Origin of the sequence: Frankia canadensis (genome assembly GCF_900197875.1) — a bacterium.
In the GTDB taxonomy this organism is placed as follows: domain Bacteria; phylum Actinomycetota; class Actinomycetes; order Frankiales; family Frankiaceae; genus Frankia; species Frankia canadensis.
The window spans coordinates 1-16,725 of record NZ_FZMO01000065.1; the positions used below are offsets into that span (position 1 = coordinate 1).

The following is a 16,725-nucleotide window of genomic DNA, read 5'->3' on the forward strand; positions in this document are numbered from 1 at the left end:
GCAGAAAGCCGGGCTGAACCGGGCGATCCTCGCGGGCGGCTGGGGTCTGCTTGTCACCCGGCTGGAACAGAAAGCCCCCGGCCGAGTCGAAAAGGTCCCGGCCTTCTTCACGAGTCAGCGTTGCTCGGCCTGCGGGTATACGGCGCCTGGGAACCGCGAGAGCCAAGCGGTCTTCCGGTGCGTCACCTGCGGGCACACCGCCAACGCTGATGTGAACGCGGCGGTGAACATCGCGGCCGGACGGGCCGTGACCGCGCGGGGAGGTGCGGCGTTGGCCGTGCCCGTGAACCGCGAACCTCAACATTCCGCACCTCCCCTGGTGGATGTGTAGGAGTTGGAATCCCCCGCGTTCACGCGGGGGAGGACGTCAAGGTGTCTCCCGTGCCGACGTCGCCTGCGCGACGGCTGGTTCTGGTTCCGCTGCGGCCGCGACGAGCGGTGGGTCGCCGTCGGGCCTGGAGCCGTCGGGTCCGGTGTCGGAGCTCCCCGCCGGGGCCGACTGCTCGGCGCCCGCGCCGAGGTAGGCGGTGCGGACCCGCTCGCTCGCGCGGACGGCGCCCGGGTCGCCCTCGAACAACAGCTCCCCGAAGTCCAGCACGTAGATGTACCGGCAGATCCGCATGACCAGCGCCATGTCGTGTTCGACGAGCAGGATGCCGATACCCCGGTCCGCCACGACCCGCTCGAGCACCTCGGCGAAGGCCTCGGTCTCGGTCCGGTCGAGCCCGGAGGACGGCTCGTCCAGCAGCAGCATGGTGAACGGGCCGGCCAGACAGCGCGCCAGCTCGACCAGACGGCGCTGACCGGTCGACAGGCCACCGACCTGGCGGTCGGCGATGTCGGTGATGCCGCACAGCTCCAGCGCCGCCGCGGTCGCCGTCGCGGTGTCGCGCGCCTCGGTGGGGCGGGCGAGGAGCTGGCTCAGCACGCCCGCGCCCGCCAGGCCGCACTCCCGGCCGAGCGCGACGTTCTCGGCGACGGTGAGCGACTCGGCCAGCTCCATGATCTGGAAGGTGCGGCCGATTCCGGCCCGGCCGCGGGTGGCCTGACTGGCGTGGGAGATGTCCCGCTCGCCGAACAGGACCCGGCCGGAGGTCGGGCGGTTGAGCCCGGTGCAGGCGTTGAACGTCGTCGTCTTGCCGGCGCCGTTCGGTCCGATGAGACCGGTGATCTGACCGGGTGGCGCCAGCAGGGTCAGGTCGCGAACGGCGACCAGCCCGCCGAAACGGACCGTGAGATCCTCCACCCGCAGCCCGCGGTCCCCGGCGGAGCGGCCCGCTCCGGTGGCCGTCTCGGTGGCCTCGGCCTCGGGCTCGGACGCGGTGGCCTCGGGCTCGGACGCCTCGGCCTCGGGCTCGGACGCCGTGATGTCGGAACCAGCGGTCTCGGCGGCCCCGGCGTCGGTCGCCCTGCTCTCGGCCCGCGGTTCGGTGGCGGGCACCGGCGCCACGGGGACGGTCACGGCGCTGCCCGCGCCCGCGGCGGCGGGGACGAGACGGCCGCGTGGCTGGCCCAGCCGCTCCAGCGCGGCGCGCAGCCGCGGCGGCATGCCGGGGGTGCCACCCTGCATGGCGACGGCCACCGCGGAGATGCCGAAGATCGCGTTGAGGACGTAGGGGGTGTTCGAACCGGGGATGTACGCGGGGATGATCGCCACCAGGCCCGCGAACAGCGCGTACCACGGCTCGCCGAACGGCGCGAGCGCGAGGATGGCGAGCAGCACGACCGAGTTGAACGACGAGAAGTGCACGTCGGTCGTGGAGGCCGAGCCCACGGTGGTGCCGTAGAGGATGCCGGACAGCCCCGCGACGAAGGCGGAGATACAGAAGACGATCATCCTCGTGACCTTGGTGCTCTGCCCGAGGGTGGACACGGCGACCGGCGACTCGGACATGCCGCGCAGCACCCGGCCGAGTCGTGCCTGGTGCACGGCGACCATGAGCAGCGAGACGACGACGACGAACCCCAGCACGAGGTAGTAGTAGGCGTTGTCCCCGCTCGCGAAGGACGGCCGGGGCATGGTTCGCCCGCTGCCGGTCGGCGTGAACATGAAGCCCTGCGCGTAGAAGAGCCGCTCGATCATGATGCCGAACGCCAGCGTCGCGAGCGCCAGGAACAGTCCGGACAGGCGGATCGCCGGCAGCGCGAGCAACGCCCCGACCGGCACCACCACCAGGGCGGCGAGCAGGGCGGCGAGCAGCCAGGGCAGATGGTGGTCGACCGCGAACTGGGAGAACACGACGGCGCCGATGGCCGCGAACGCCGAATGGCACAGGGAGACCTGGCCGGAGGTGCGGACCAGCAGGCCGAGCGAGAGCAGCATGACGACCTGGGTCAGGCCGACGGTGTAGAAGGTGAGGTCGCTGCCGGCGAAGGTCGGCACCAGCAGCAGCGGCACCAGGACCAGCGCGCCGGTGCCGGCGCGTACCCGTGCGGGGGCGTGCCGCTGCAGCCGCGGTCTGACCTCGTGGCGCGTCGGCGGCAGCAGTCGACGGCGGGGAAGCACCAGCAGGATCACGAACAGCGCGACGAACGGCAGGCTCGGCGGCAGCCCTCCCAGCCAGGTGACGTCCACGACGTAGTTCTTGGTGATGTCGGAGCCGACGCCGATGACGATGCCACCGAGGAAGGTCAGCGGGATGTTCGAGAAGCCGCCGAACGCCGCCGCGCCGAGGGCCTCGACGACGAGGAAGGTCAGGAAGATCGGTTCGAGCCCGACGAGTGGGAGGACGAGCACCCCGGACAGGGCGGCGAGGGTGGAGCCGGTGATCCAGGCCGCGCGTCGGACCCGGGCCGGGTTCGTGCCGAGCAGGTCGAGCAGCGCCGGGTCGTCGACGACGGCGCGCATCGCGAGACCGATGCGGGTGAACCGGAACAGCGCGTACAGTGCCGCCACCAGGACGACCGCGATCGCGGCGACGAAGACGTACTTGTACCGCACGTGGGTGCCGCCGAGCTCGAACCCGTGGCTGCCGCCGGGCAGGAAGTTCGGGACGTTGATCGAGTCGGGGCCGTACTTGATCGTGCCCAGGCCCTGCACGAGCAGGATGAGCCCGATCGTTCCGACGATCTTCATGGCGTTGCGCTGGGGCGCGAGCCGGCGGGACACGAGTTCCATGCCCAGGCCCATCAGAGGTCCGGCCACGAGAACGGCGATGACCGCCGAGATCTCCCAGCCGACCTTCTGGTCGACGTGCAGCCAGTAGAACAGGTAGGCGGCGGCGGTCGCCAGGGCGCCGTGACCGAAGTTGAAGATGCCGGAGGTCTTGTAGGTCAGAACGAGACCGGTGCCGGTAAGGCCGTACACGGCTCCGATCGCGATTCCGCTGACGACGAACGGCAGAAGGTCGTTCATGCGGGGTGCCTCATCTGTCGACGGTGCGTGTGCTGGGCGGTCCCAGGGACGGCGAGGGCCGGCGCCCCACCGGGTCGACGCTGGCCCGGTGGGGCGCCGACGGTCCTAGGCCTGGAGCTTCAGGCAGGTCGACTGGAGGTCACCGCTGGTGACGCTGTTGCCGGACTTGGTACCGGCCAGCGGCGTCGTGGTGAACTTCCCGTTCTCGTACTTGTACAGCCACAGGCAGTCGATCCCGGCCGGGATCTTGCCCTTGGTGAACGTCACCGGCTGGGCCAGCAGGCCACCGAGATCGAAGTTCTTCAGGCCGTACAGGCCGGTGAACACGTCCGCGCGGGCCGGCTTGTCGCCGACGTGGGCGAGGGCGGCGCGGATCGTCTGCAGGGCGGCCCAGGTGCTCGTCGAGGCCGCGGTCTGGGGGTCGGCGCCCTTGCTGTAGGTCTCGACCGCCTGGCGGTAGTCGGTCACCGGCTTCGCCGTGGACCACCAGGGGAAGCCCTGGACGCCGCCGGACAGCCGCACGCCGTCGACGTCGAGCAGTGCCTTGGTGACCGCGCCGCCGGAGGCGCCGTACAGGCCCTTGTATCCCTGCGAGTCGCAGTCGTCGATCAGCCGGGCGGCCGCCGCCGGCGGGAACGAGAGCTGCAGGAAGTCCGTCTTTGTGTTGATCATCTTCAGGCACTCGGCCGTGTAGCTCGGCGCCGAGACGGCCACGTCGTAGGAGCCGACGACCTTGACGTCGAACAGCTTGCTCGCGGGGCCGTAGAAGACCGAGGCCTGCTTGCAGGCGGCGGTCTCCACGCAGGAGGCCACGGCCCAGTTCTTCGCCCCGTTCGCCTTGGCGGAGGCGAACTGCGCCAAAATGTTCGGGACGGCCGGGGCGGTCAGCGGGAAGACGTTCTCCTGCGCGCCCCAGATGGTCGGCTGGTAGCCGTACGCTCCGACGACGGCGATGTCCTTGCCCTTGAGCGTCGTGGCGATGGCGGGCTCGGTGTTCGACGACGCCGAGGTGATCGACAGGATGCTCGGGTCGTCCAGGAACGCCTTCGCCGCCGCCGTCCCGGTGGCGATGTCGCCCTTGGTGTCCTTCACGACGATCGTCACCGGGTGGCCGTTGATGCCGCCGTTGACGTTGACCCAGTCCGCCCAGGCGTTGGCGACGCCCACGGCTGGCACGTCGGCGGAGCTGGTGGCGCCGGTGGTGGCGGCGAGCAGCCCCAGTCTGATCTCGGACTTCGTCAGCGCCGCCTTGGCCTGTGTCGCCTTCCCGGTGGCGTCGTCGTTGCCCTTGCCGTCGGAGCCACAGGCCGCGACGGCGACGGCTAAGGCCGCCGCCGCAGCCACCATGGCGGTGCCGCGCATCGTCCGCGTCTTGAACACTTGTTGGCCCCCATACCTCTCTGTCTGGTTTCCGGCGCCGGTCGCGCCAACGCGCGAAGGACCTGCTGACCCTCACTCGTTCGCAGGACTGTAACGGGGCTCACAGGCGTAAGTAAAGAAATCATTTAAATAATTCAGTGCACTCTTGTCCTCGGAATCGCGTTGCGTGGTTTGTGCGGGCACGAATGGTGACTCATCTGTGCCCAGAAACGCAGCCAGCCGGGTTCCCGGACGGCGAAGCGCCCGGGAACCCGGCTGTGGAACGCGGAGGTGCGGAGGTGCGGAGGTGCGAAGGTGCGGAGAGCGAGGGGCGGGCGCTCAGATGCCCACGCGGGCGAGCAGCCGCTCGTGGTAGGCGTTCGGTCCGCCGAACAGGAGCTGGGAGGACTTCGCCCGGCGGAAGTACAGGTGGGCGGGGTGCTCCCAGGTGAAGCCGATGCCGCCGTGGACCTGGATGTTCTCCGCCGCGACGCTCATGTAGGCCTCGGAGGCGACGATGTGCGCGACGGCGGACGCCACACCGGGGTCGCCCTCGGGGTCGGCCCCGTCGAGGACGGCCGCGGCCTCGCGGGCGGCCGCGTCGGCGAGCTGGACCCGGGCGAGCATGTCGGCGAGCTTGTGCTTGACGGCCTGGAAGCTGCCGATCTGCCGGCCGAACTGGACGCGGTCCTTGGCGTAGGCGGTCGCCGTCTCCAGGCAGGCCCGGGCGCCGCCGACCTGCTCGGCGGCCAGCGCCGCGGTGGCGACGTCGAGGACCTGGGCCAGCACGGGGCCCGCGGCGCCGGGCTGGCCGATGACGGTGGCGGGCGTCTGGGCGAGGGTGAGGCTCGCGAACCGCCGGGTCGGGTCCAGGGTGCGCAGCGCCGTGCGGGTCAGACCGGACGCGTCCCCGGGCACGCTGACCAGGGTGGGCCCCTCCGGGGCGGCGACGACGAGCAGGATCTCGTCGGCGGTGGCGCCGTCGAGGACGATCCCGGCCGTGCCGTCGAGGACGAGCCCGCCGCCGTCGGCGGGCGACGCGGCCACGGCGAGCGCGCCCTCGCCGGTGTGCCAGGCGCCGTCCGGGCCGGGCGCGGCGAGGGTGGCGAGGGTGGTGCCGGCGGCGATGCCGGGCAGCAGCCGGCCGGCGGCCTCGTCGTCGCCGGCGGCGACCAGCGCGGTGGCGGCGAGCACGACGGAGGAGAAGAACGGCGCGGGCAGCAGGGCCCGGCCCATCTCCTCCAGCACGACGGACAACGCGACGAAGCCGGCGTCGTCGCCGCCGTGTGCCTCGGGCAGGACCAGCGACTGCAGGCCGAGCTGCTCGGCCATCTGGCTCCAGACCTTCTCGTCGTAGCCGCGCTCGCCGATCATCACCTCGCGCACCGCGGCCTCGTCGGAGCGGGCGGCGAGGAAGTCGCGGACCGCCTCGCGCAGCGCGAGGAGCTCCTCGGAGTCGGCGTCGGCGACCGTGGTCTCGTCGCCGGCGCTCATGCCGAGCTCCGGGCGGAACGGCGCAGCTCGCGGAACGGGCTCTTGGTGTCGATGCCGGGCTCCTTGGGCAGGCCGAGGACCCGCTCGGCCAGGATGTTCTTCATGATCTCCTCGGTTCCGCCGAGAATCCGCAGGGCGGGGGTGGACAGCAGCAGCTCGGTCCAGGAGAAGGTTCCCCACTCCCCGGTGTCCGCGATCAGCTTCGGCCCGACGACGTCAGCGGCGAAGTGCGCCGCGCGGGTCAGGTTCTGCGCGTAGAGGAGCTTGGAGACCGACGCCTCCGGGCCGGGCTGCACGCCGGCGCGCAGCTTGCGCAGCGCCTGGCGGTTCATGTATTCGGCTGCGGCCTGGCCTGCGTAGAGGGAGGCGAGCTCGCGACGGGTGGCCGGGTCGTCGAGGCGGCCGTTGGCGCGCAGCAGCTCGCGCAGGAACGGCAGCGACACCGCGCGGCCGGCGGGGCCCCCGGTCTCGCCGCCGACGGTGGCCCGTTCGTTCATCAGGGTGGTCAGCGCGACCCGCCAGCCGTCGTTGACCTCGCCGAGGCGGTGGTCGTCGGGGACGTGGACGTCGGTGAGGAACACCTCGTTGAAGTCCGCGCCGCCGCTCATCTGGCGCAGCGGGCGGATGTCGACGCCGGGCAGCGACAGGTCGACCAGGAACGCGGTGATGCCCCTGTGCTTGGGTCGGTCCGGGTCGGTGCGGCACAGCGCGAGGCCGAGCTGGGCGTGGTGCGCGACGGACGTCCACACCTTCTGCCCGTTCAGCACCCACTCGTCGCCCTCGCGCACGGCCTTGGTCTCGACGCTGGCGAGGTCGGAGCCGGCGGCGGGCTCGGAGAACAGCTGGCAGGCGATGACGTCGCCGCCGTACATCGCCGGCAGGTATCGCTGCTTGATCTTCTCCTGGCCGTGAGCGAGGATCGTCGGCCCGATCATCCCCAGGCCGACGACGGCCAGCACGCCGGTGTCCGGCACGTCGTACTCGGCTTCGAGGGAGTCGTAGACCAGCTCGTGCACCGTGGTCAGGCCGCGGCCACCGAAGTCGGTCGGGCCGGTCAGCCAGCCGAAGCCGTTCTCGTAGCGGGTGCGCTGCCAGGCCTTCGCGACGGCGACCGCCTTCGCTTCGACCTCCGGTGCCTCGGTGCTGAAGTACGTGATCCGGTCCTCGCCGACGCCCCACTGGACGTCCCCGGCGCCGCCGGTCCGGCGGGTCGCGTGCGCGTCCAGGAACCCGCGTACCTCGGTGATGAAATCGTCCAACTCGATCGGCATCAGCCAACCTCCTCCAGGTCCCGGCCCCACCGACTGCGGCGCGGGAGTGCGGCGCCGGGTCGGCGCCGGGTCGGGCGCCGGGGTGTGGCGCGGGGATGTGTGGTCGGTGGTCGAGGGCGGCCGGTGGTGGTGTGCTAGCCGCCCATGCTCAGGCCGCCGTCGACGGTGACCACCGAGCCGGTGGTGAAGCCGGCCCGCTCGTCGAGCAGGAAGCGCACGGCGTGGGCGAGCTCGGCGGGGTCGCCGCGGCGGCCGACCGGGATCCGGGCCTTGATGGCCTCCTGGATCCGCGGGTCCATCGACGCGGTCATGTCGGTCTCGAAGACGCCGGGTACGACCAGATTGACGGTGATGCCCTTGCGGGCGACCGCGAGCGCGAGCGAGCGGGTCATCCCGATCAGGCCCGCCTTGGCCGCGCCGTAACCGACCTGGACGGGGCTGCCCATCAGCGCGGTGATCGAGCCGATGTTCACGATCCGGCCGTAGCCCGCCTTCTCCATCGGCGCGATCGCCGCCTGGGCCAGGTGGAACGGGCCGGACAGGTTGACCCGCACGGCGAGGTCCCACTCGTCGGCGCTCATCTCGCGGGCCTTGCGCTCGACGAGCAGGCCGGCGTTGTTGACCAGATGGTCGAGCCGGCCGTGCTCGGCGACCACCTCGTCGACGAGCGCCCGGGCGAAGCCGCGGTCGCCGACGTCCCCGGCGTGCACGCTCACGGAACCACCGGCCTCGACGACCCGGTCACGCAGCGCCGCCGCGGCCTCGTGATTACCGGCGTAGGCGGCGGCGACATGGACGCCCTGCGCGGCCAGGAGTTCGGAGATGGCGGCACCGATCCCTCTCGTGCCCCCCGTGACGATCGCGACTCGACCCTTCACGACGACTCCTCACCCGTGGTCCGGTGTTCCGGTAAGAGCTGCGCGGACACTCGCTCAGGGCCGCATGTACGTGCCGCTGGCGACGTTGATCGACTCGCCGGTGATGCAGCGGGCGCGGTCGCCGGCCAGGAACGCGATCGTCTCGGCGATGTCGCCGGCGGTCGGCGTCCAGGGCAGCACGCCCTTGGAGTCCGGCATCTCGAGGATCTCCGGGTGCTGGTCGATGAACCGGGTGCCGCGCACGACGCCCATCGCCACGGTGACCGCCCGGATCCCGTACGGGCCGCCCTCGTGCGCGATCGCCCGGGTCAGCACGTTCAGGCCGCCCTTGGTGATCGCGTACGGCGCCTCGATGCCGCCACCGCCGACGTCGGGTGCGTAGGTGGAGACGTTGACGACGACGCCGCGGCGGTGGTCGCGCATCGTCGGCATCAGCCGCCGGCACAGGTACCAGGGACCGGACAGGTTGACGTCGACGGTCTGGTCCCACACGGCCGGGTCGTAGTCGAAGATCGGCGCGACCACGTTGAAGGCCGCGTTGTTGACCAGCACGTCGACGGTGCCGTGCGCGGCGAGCACCTGCTCGAGGGCCGCGTCGATCGACTCGCGGCTGGCGACGTCCAGCGGGATCCCGACGACGGTGGCGTGCCGGTGCAGGTCGGTGAGTTCCGCCGCGACCGCGTGGGTTCGCTTCTCGTTCCGGTCGGTGACGATTACCGTGGCGCCGCCCGCGGCGAACCGGGCGGCGGTCGCCTCCCCGATGCCCTTGCCCGCGGCCGCCGTGACCAGCACGACCCGGCCGGCGAACTCCTTCGGTTCCGAGACGGGAGGCAGCGCAGGCTCGTTCACCCGAAGATCTCCTCGTGTCGTGGGGACCGTCGCGCGCGACGAGAACATCCGCGGACAGCTATCAGATAAATTATCACAACGATTATACTGTCTGTCAGCCCAGCAGGTCGAGCAGGTCAAGGGCGCCCGGGCCGCCGCGGAAGTGCTGCCCCCGCGCCTCGAGGTGCTCGCGCCACAGCCGCTGCGCGCCGGTCGCGTCCCGCTCCTCGAGGAGGGGGAGCAGCCGGGCGTGCGCCCGCTGGCCGCGCCGCGCCGCCAGCCGCAGCGCCGCCGGGTCCTCCGGCCGCCCCGCCAGATACGACTCGTCCGCCAGGTCGATGATGGACCGCAGCATCCCCGCCAGCAACGAGATGGTCTGGTTGCCCGTGCGGGCGACCAGTTCGCGGTGGAAGTGGGCCTGGGCCGCGAGCTGCGCCGGCGGATCGTCGTGCGCGCCGGTCGAGGCCTCGTGTAACTGCCGCAGGACGGCCAGGTCCACCTCGGTGCACGCGGCGGCGAGCATCGCCACACAGGACGGCTCGATCATGGCGCTCGCCGCGTGGACGTCGCCGACCGTCGTGCCGAGGTACTCCAGGATCAGCCCGGTGTAGCGGGCCGCGATGTCGGCGTCGGGGGCGTGCACCCGTGCCCCGCCGTGGGAACCGCGGCGGATGCTGATCAGCGACTCCGTCTCCAGGACCCGGAACGCCTCGCGCAGCGTCGGCCGGGACACGCCGAACCGGGCCAGCAGCACGCCCTCGGGCGGCAGCGACTCGCCCTCGCGCAGCTCGCCTTTGACGATCTGCCGGCGCAGCCGGGCGGCGATCAGGTCGGCCGTCTTGGGTACCCGCACGGGCTGGCTGACGAAACCCGTCCCGTCGCCGTCGGCGGCTGCGTCGCCGTCAGCGCCGTCGGGTGACCTCATGCCGTCTGGCGACCCCACGCGCAACCTCCCGCCCGCCGCGGTACCAGCGCGGTGACGTCGTCTGGACCCTGGGAACTAAATCCTGATACGGAATGGGTCGCCGCGCTCGCGAACGCGCCGTCAGCCCCCGTCGATGTCAGCCCGCGTCGATGTCAGCCCCCGTCGATGAAGCCGCCGGGGCGCGCCCCGGTGAGGGTGCCGGCCTCCTGGACGACCTCGCCCGCCACCACCGTGTAGCGATAGCCGCCCTCGGGACGGCGCAGCCGGGCGCCGCCGGCGGGCAGGTCGTCGACGAAGACGTCGGAGTCCCACCGCAGCTCGTCGAGCGCGAACACGGTCAGGTCGCCGTGGGCGCCCGCGGCCACCCGGCCGCGCCCGGTCAGCCCGAACGCGTCGGCCTGCCGGCCGGTCAGCGCGTGCACGGCGGCGGGCAGCGTCAGGTCGTCGCGGTCGCGGACGTGCCGGGTGAGCAGCAGCGTGCTGTCGCCGGTCGCGCACATCATCTGCAGGTGCGCGCCGGCGTCGCTGTTGCCGAGCAGGGCCGCCGGATGGGTCAGGGTCTCGGCCACCCCGTCGGGGTCGGAGTTCGCCACGCCGATCCCGACCAGGCCCACCTCGATGTCGTTGTCGAGCAGAAAGTCGGCCAGCACGTCCGAGGGGTGCCCGCCACGCTCGGCGACCAGGTCGGCCAGGGTCGCCCCGACCCAGCGCGCCAGCTCCGGCCGGCCGACCTCGACGAAGCGCATCCGCTCAGGGAACCGGTGCGGGATCATGGTGCGGGGCACCCGGTCCCACTCCTCGCGGGCAGTGTCGCGCCAGGCCGGGTCCGCGAGCAACGCGCGCTTCTCGGCGGGCGACGCCTGCACCGCCCGGTGCCAGCCCTCGACGAGCGCGTACCAGGACATGCCGCCCTGCCAGTTCACCCGGATGTCCAGGGTGCGCGGGGAGATCTGCGGCAGTGTGTGGATGCCCTGCTTCTGCAGGTCGAGGGCGAAGTCGAGGTTGCGGGTGGCGGAGTGCGGGTGGTCCGAGTCGTGGAAGATGCCGATCCAGGTGTGGGTGAGGTCGCGCGGGGAGCACAGCCGGCCCATCCGCTCGACGTCCGCGCGCATCGCCCACCCGCCGGTCTGGGCCGGGATGAACTGCACCGTGCGCCGGTGCGCGGCGAGCACGTCGAACAGCGCCTCGTACTCGGCGTCGTCGGCGAGCCGGCTCGGCACCGGCCGCTTGTCCCGGTCCTCGTCGAAGCCCATCGACGACGACAGGCCCAGCGCCCCCGCGGCCAGGCTCGCGTCCAGCACTCGCGCCATCTCCGCCCGCTCCGCCGGCGTCGCCGCCCGCTCCCACGCCTGCGCACCCATCACGAACAGGCGCAGCGGGGTGTGCCCGACGAAACCGGCGGTGTTCACGCCGTAGCCGCGGCCCGCGGCGCTGCGCCGGTACTCCGGCCACGACTCCCACGACCAGGGGATCGACGCGTCGAAGGCGGCCTCGGGCAGGTCCTCGATGTAGCAGAACAGGCTGGTGACCTCGGCGCGGTCTTTCGCCCGGACCGGGGCGAGAGACAGCGAGCAGTTGCCCATCAGCACCGTCGTGACCCCGTGCTGAGGCAGCGGGTCACACGACGGGTCCCACCACAGCGCAGGATCGACATGGGTGTGGTTGTCGATGAAGCCCGGGGTGACGACGGCGCCGCCGGCATCGAGCACCCGCTCGTCCCCGCCGGCCGGGGCGAGGCCGGGCCCGACCTCGACGATGACCCCGTCCCGGGCCCGGACGTCGGCCCGCCTGCCCTCGGCGCCCGTGCCGTCCACGACCGTTCCGCCACGGATGAGAACGCTGCCCATTCGTCCCTCCCTGCCTGTGGCCGCGGCGCCCACAGTGCCGACGCTCTCGCTTATTCATATCAATGAATCAATTTTTTTCCGGCGGTGTGGCGGAGTCAATCCGGGGCAAGTGCGTGTCCTGACCTGCTACCGTGCCGTTGGTCCGGTCTGGTGGCGCGCCCTGCGCTCGTCGCAGGCTCCCCGACGGGCACCCCGGTGCCTGCCCTGCCGTGTCCGCCCCCGTTCCCGGGGGCGCCGGCACCCCGCCCGCGGACCCGCTCCACGCCCAGACCACGCCCAGACCATGCCCGGCAGCCCGGCGAGGACCGCGGGAACCGGCGACGACCGAGTGACCAGCCAGGTGGAGGGAGTCAGGGATGGGACGAGTCACGGCGGTGACGGGTTCCGGCCGCGGCATCGGGCACGCGATCGCGGCGGGTCTCGCCGCGGCGGGCCACGATGTGGCGGTACTGGACATCGACGGCGACGCGGCGGCCAAGGTCGCGAGCGGGCTGGTCGAGCAGCACGGAGTGCGCGCGGTCGGCCTGGCCGTCGACATCACCGACCCCGCCGGCGTCGCCCGGGCGGTCGAGGAGGTCACCGCCGCGCTCGGCCCGATCGAGGTGCTGGTGAACAACGCCGGCGTCGACGTGATCAAGCCGTTCGTCGACTCCACCGAGGAGGAGTGGGCCCGCATCGTCGGGGTGAACCTGCTCGGCACGATCCGGGTGACCCGCGCCGTGCTCGACTCGATGATCGAGCGCAGGTGGGGCCGCATCATCAACATCGCCTCCGACGCGGGCCGGGTCGGCTCGTCCGGCGAGGTCGTCTACAGCGGCACCAAGGGCGGCGTGATCGCGTTCAGCAAGGCGCTCGCCCGTGAGGTCGCGCGGCACGGCCTGACGGTCAACAACGTCTGCCCCGGCCCCACCGACACCGCCCTGCTCGACCAGCTCGCCGCGCTCAGCCAGAAGCTCTACGACAGCATGGCCAAGGCGGTCCCGATGCGCCGGATCGGCACCCCGGACGACATCGCCCCGGCGATCGTCTACCTCGCCTCCGACGGCGCCGGCTACGTCACCGGGCAGACGCTGTCCGTCAGCGGCGGCCTGACGATGGCCTGAGCCGCCCATGGCGACCGATGGCCCCATCCGCCCCGTGGCGACCGATGGCCCCATCCGGCCCCGTGGCGACCGATGGCCCCATCCGCCCCATGACGACCGAGGGGCGCGGCGGCGGCCTGCGCGTCGGGCTGCGCGTGCCACGGGCGCTGTTCAGCGCCGGGCAGCTGGCGCCGGCGGTCGAGGCCGCAGAGTCGGCCGGGGTGGACGCCCTGTGCGTCGGTGACCACATCACGTTCCACGGCGGTCAGGGCGGCGACGGGCTGATCCAGGCCGCCGCCCTGGCCGGGCTCGCCCGCCGGGCCGAGGTGTCGGTCGCCGTCTACCAGCTGGCGCTGCGCCATCCGGTGGCCGTCGCCCGCCAGCTCGTCGACGTCGCCGCGCTCGCCGCCGGCGGGCTCGTCCTCGGCGTCGGCGCCGGCGGCGAGGACCGCGGCGAGGTCCGCGCGGTCGGTGTGGACCCCGCGACCCGCGGGCGGCGGCTCGACGAGTCCCTCGCCGTGCTGCGCGCGCTGCTGACCGGCGAGCAGGTGGACCACGCCGGGGAGTTCTTCACCCTCGACGGTGTGGCCGTGCGCCCCGCGCCGGCGCGGCCGGTGCCGCTGCTCGTCGGCGGCCGCTCGGAGGCGGCCCTGCGCCGGGCCGGCCTGCTCGCCGACGGCTGGCTCGGCGTCTGGATCTCCGCCCGCCGCTTCACGGAGATGGTCGAGCGGGTCGAGGGCGTCGCGGCGGACGCCGGGCGCGCCGCCCCGCGCTGGCGGCACGGTCTGCAGGTGTGGTGCGGCTTCGGCGCCGACCGGGAGCGCGCCCAGGCGGCGCTGGCCGCCGAGATGGAGGGCCTGTACGCGCTGCCGTTCGAGCGCTTCGCCCGCTGGTGCCCGGCCGGGCGCCCCGAGGACGTCGCCGAGTTCCTCGCCCCCTACGCCGCCGCCGGCGCCTCCGACGTCAACCTCATCGCCGTCGCCGACGACCCGATGGCCGCCGTCACCGCCGCCGCCGAGGTCCGCACTCTGCTGGCCTGAGCCGGCCACGCCTGACGTGACCCCGGCCGCCTGGCCCGTGAACGGGGGGCCGGCGGCCGGGTCGGACGGTGCTCAGGTACGGGCGGCGGGGCGAGGTTCGCGGGGGAGGCCGAGGATGGTCTCGGAGATGATGTTCCGCTGGATCTGCGACGTGCCGGCATAGATGGTGCCGGAGCGCGACGCCATCCACACGCCGGCCCAGGACGCTGTCGAGCTGGACGGGACGCCCGGGTCGTCCGCCCGGTAGGCGCGCAGCGGCAGCCGTCCGGTCAGCACCTGGCCGCGCAGACCCAGGACGTCCTCGGCGAGCTCGGTGACCACCTGGTGGTACTCGCTCCAGTACAGCTTCGAGACCGACGCCACCGCACCGAGCTCCGAGCCCTTCGTCAGGCCGGTGAGGATGCGGTAGCCGAGCTGGCGCATCACCTCGACGCGCACGACGGCGTCGGCGAGGCGCTGGCGGATCGACGGGTCGTCGGCCCGGCCGGACTCCTGGGCCAGGGCGATGAGCCGGTCGAGCTCGGCGCGGAACAGGATCGGGTTGGTGGCGGCCTCCTCGCCGCGCTCGTGGCCGAGCAGCGCGGTCGCGACCTTCCAGCCCTCACCGGGCTTGCCGATGACGTTCTCCTTCGCCGTGCGGGCGTCGGTGAAGAAGACCTCGCAGAACTCGCTCTCGCCGGTCATCTGCCTGATCCGGCGGATCTCGACGCCGGGCTGGTCGATCGGCACGAGCAGGAAGCTGATGCCCCGGTTGCGGACCGAGTCGGGGTCGGTCCGGGTGAGCACGAAGATCCAGTCCGCGCTGAAGGCGTGCGACGTCCAGATCTTCTGGCCGTTGATGACCCACTCGTCGCCGTCGAGATGGCCGTGGGTGCGCAGCGAGGCGAGGTCGGAACCGGAGCCGGGCTCGGAGTAGCCCTGGCACCAGTGCTCCTCACCGGAGAGGATCTTCGGCAGGAAGCGCGCCTTCTGCTCCGGGGTGCCGAAGCGCAGCAGCGTCGACCCGAGCATCTTCAGCGCGTAGGTGTCGTACGGCGCGCCGTAGGGGACGCCGGCCCGGGCGAGCTCCTCGACGAGGGCCACCTGGTGCAGCCGGGACAGCCCGCGCCCGCCGTACTCCTGTGGCCAGGTGACGCCGAGCAGCCGGCGCCGGTGGAGGGTCGCCCGCCAGGTCTCGACGAACGCCTCGGCCTCGGCCTGGTCCTGCAGGGCGCCGAGGCCGGCGAAGTCGGCCGGGAGCTCCTCGGCCAGGACGGCGCGGACCTCCACGCGGAACTCCTCGACGTCCGGGGGATAGCTCAGGTCCATGGGCAAGAAAGATACAGATCATTTTGATGATGTTCGTCGAGAATCTCCTCTTCGGCCGGCGCTGACCAGGTCACAGGCGGTACCGACGCCAGATGGCAGCCTCTGCCACCGGTTGACAGTGTCTGCCATCTGTACAGATGATTCGTCTATGAAGGTGGATGGGAAGGTTGTGGTGGTGACCGGCGGCGGCCGCGGGATCGGCCGGGCGCTGGCCGAGCGGTTCGCCGCCGAAGGAGCCGCCCGGGTGGTCGTCGCGGACCTGGACCTGGAGCCGGCCGAGCGGGTCGCCGCGGCGATCGGCGGCGTGGGGCGCCGCTGCGACGTCGGTGACCAGGACCAGCTCCTCGCGCTCATCGAGGAGACCGAGCGGGAGGTCGGCCCGATCGGCCTGTTCTGCTCGAACGCGGCGGTGTTCGGCGGCGGTGGCGCCACCGCCAACCTCGAGACGACGTCGCCCGCCACCTGGGACGCCTCCTGGCGGGTCAACGTCATGGCGCACGTGTGGGCCGCCCGGGCGCTGCTGCCACGGATGGTCGAGCGGGGCGGCGGCTACTTCCTGCAGACGCTGTCCGCCGCTGGCCTGATCACCGGGCCGTCGGCGCTGTCCTACACCGTGACCAAGCACGCCGGCGTCGGCTTCGCCGAATGGCTGGCGATCAACCACCGGCACCAGGGCATCGGCGTGTCCTGCCTGTGCCCGACGGCGGTGGCGACCGACGCGCTCACCGGGGCCAACGCCGGCACCGCGAGCGACGCCGCGGCCGACGAGGCGATCCGGCGCAACATCGGGCTGATCCAGACGCCCGAGGAGGTCGCCGAGATCACCGTCGAGGGGCTGGCGCGGGAGTCGTTCCTCATCCTGCCCAACCCCAGGGTCGGCTCGTCCTTCCGGCGCAAGGGCGAGGACTACGACGGCTGGCTCGACCGCACGGCGAGCCGGGTCACCGGAATGCGGGAGGCCTAAGAGTTGACGTCCTCCCCCGCGTGAACGCGGGGGATTCCAACTCCTACACACCTACCAGGGGAGGTGCGCAGTGTTGGGGTTCGCGGTTCACGGGCACGGCCAACGCCGCACCTCCCCGCGCGGTCACGGCCCGTCCGGCCGCGATGTTCACCGCCGCGTTCACATCAGCGTTGTCGGTGTGCCCGCAGGTGACGCACCGGAAGACCGCTTGGCTCTCGCGGTTCCCAGGCGCCGTATACCCGCAGGCCGAGCAACGCTGACTCGTGAAGAAGGCCGGGACCTTTTCGACTCGGCCGGGGGCTTTCTGTTCCAGCCGGGTGACAAGCAGACCCCAGCCGCCCGCGAGGATCGCCCGGTTCAGCCCGGCTTTCTGC

General features: G+C 72.4%; 14 protein-coding genes. 4 read left to right on the forward strand and 10 right to left on the reverse strand.

The window, feature by feature from the left end; all coding sequences use genetic code 11:
- A partial coding sequence (locus C1A33_RS07320) for a zinc ribbon domain-containing protein (protein ID WP_133150593.1) occupies positions 1-331 on the forward strand: 331 nt, incomplete at its 5' end.
- A 36-nt stretch (positions 332-367) separates the two neighbouring features.
- Here the strand turns inward: C1A33_RS07320 and C1A33_RS36315 are convergent.
- From C1A33_RS36315 to C1A33_RS07360, 8 genes are all read right to left on the reverse strand, one after another.
- Positions 368-3,355: an ABC transporter permease subunit gene (locus C1A33_RS36315; protein WP_101830767.1), complete on the reverse strand. Its 2,988-nt coding sequence runs from the start codon at positions 3,353-3,355 to the stop codon at positions 368-370.
- A gap of 105 nt (positions 3,356-3,460) precedes the next feature.
- A complete protein-coding gene (locus C1A33_RS07330) occupies positions 3,461-4,717 on the reverse strand; it encodes an ABC transporter substrate-binding protein (RefSeq protein WP_133150594.1) in 1,257 nt (418 codons plus the stop codon).
- Between the two features lie 336 nt (positions 4,718-5,053).
- Entirely contained in the window at positions 5,054-6,208 is a 1,155-nt protein-coding gene (locus C1A33_RS07335; RefSeq protein ID WP_101830769.1) for an acyl-CoA dehydrogenase family protein, read from the reverse strand.
- Complete coding sequence (locus tag C1A33_RS07340; protein WP_101830770.1) at positions 6,205-7,479, reverse strand: acyl-CoA dehydrogenase family protein; 1,275 nt, start codon at positions 7,477-7,479, stop codon at positions 6,205-6,207. Before C1A33_RS07340 ends, C1A33_RS07335 begins: the two co-directional genes overlap by 4 nt.
- Positions 7,480-7,613: 134 nt before the next feature.
- Complete coding sequence (locus tag C1A33_RS07345; RefSeq protein ID WP_101830771.1) at positions 7,614-8,357, reverse strand: SDR family NAD(P)-dependent oxidoreductase; 744 nt, start codon at positions 8,355-8,357, stop codon at positions 7,614-7,616.
- A gap of 54 nt (positions 8,358-8,411) precedes the next feature.
- Positions 8,412-9,206: an SDR family NAD(P)-dependent oxidoreductase gene (locus C1A33_RS07350; RefSeq protein ID WP_101830772.1), complete on the reverse strand. Its 795-nt coding sequence runs from the start codon at positions 9,204-9,206 to the stop codon at positions 8,412-8,414.
- Between the two features lie 94 nt (positions 9,207-9,300).
- Positions 9,301-10,128 carry a FadR/GntR family transcriptional regulator gene (locus C1A33_RS07355; RefSeq protein ID WP_243407284.1) on the reverse strand — a complete coding sequence of 276 codons (828 nt, stop codon included), beginning with the start codon at positions 10,126-10,128 and terminating at the stop codon, positions 9,301-9,303.
- Between the two features lie 134 nt (positions 10,129-10,262).
- Positions 10,263-11,957 (reverse strand): N-acyl-D-amino-acid deacylase family protein, encoded by a 1,695-nt coding sequence (locus tag C1A33_RS07360; protein WP_101830774.1) that lies wholly within the window; start codon positions 11,955-11,957, stop codon positions 10,263-10,265.
- A gap of 356 nt (positions 11,958-12,313) precedes the next feature.
- Between C1A33_RS07360 and C1A33_RS07365 the strand changes: the two genes are divergently transcribed.
- Positions 12,314-13,060 carry an SDR family NAD(P)-dependent oxidoreductase gene (locus C1A33_RS07365; RefSeq protein ID WP_101830775.1) on the forward strand — a complete coding sequence of 249 codons (747 nt, stop codon included), beginning with the start codon at positions 12,314-12,316 and terminating at the stop codon, positions 13,058-13,060.
- Between the two features lie 89 nt (positions 13,061-13,149).
- Positions 13,150-14,079, forward strand: a complete 930-nt coding sequence (locus C1A33_RS07370) for an LLM class flavin-dependent oxidoreductase (protein ID WP_165818271.1) — start codon at positions 13,150-13,152, stop codon at positions 14,077-14,079.
- A 72-nt stretch (positions 14,080-14,151) separates the two neighbouring features.
- Here the strand turns inward: C1A33_RS07370 and C1A33_RS07375 are convergent, their stop codons facing one another.
- Entirely contained in the window at positions 14,152-15,387 is a 1,236-nt protein-coding gene (locus tag C1A33_RS07375) for an acyl-CoA dehydrogenase family protein (RefSeq protein ID WP_101830777.1), read from the reverse strand.
- A gap of 148 nt (positions 15,388-15,535) precedes the next feature.
- On the opposite strand from C1A33_RS07375, the gene C1A33_RS07380 reads away from it, so the two are divergent.
- Complete coding sequence (locus tag C1A33_RS07380; protein WP_101830778.1) at positions 15,536-16,351, forward strand: SDR family oxidoreductase; 816 nt, start codon at positions 15,536-15,538, stop codon at positions 16,349-16,351.
- Between the two features lie 43 nt (positions 16,352-16,394).
- On the opposite strand, the gene C1A33_RS07385 is transcribed toward C1A33_RS07380, so the two are convergent.
- The coding region (locus C1A33_RS07385) for a zinc ribbon domain-containing protein (RefSeq protein WP_165818272.1) at positions 16,395-16,725 on the reverse strand (331 nt) is incomplete at its 5' end.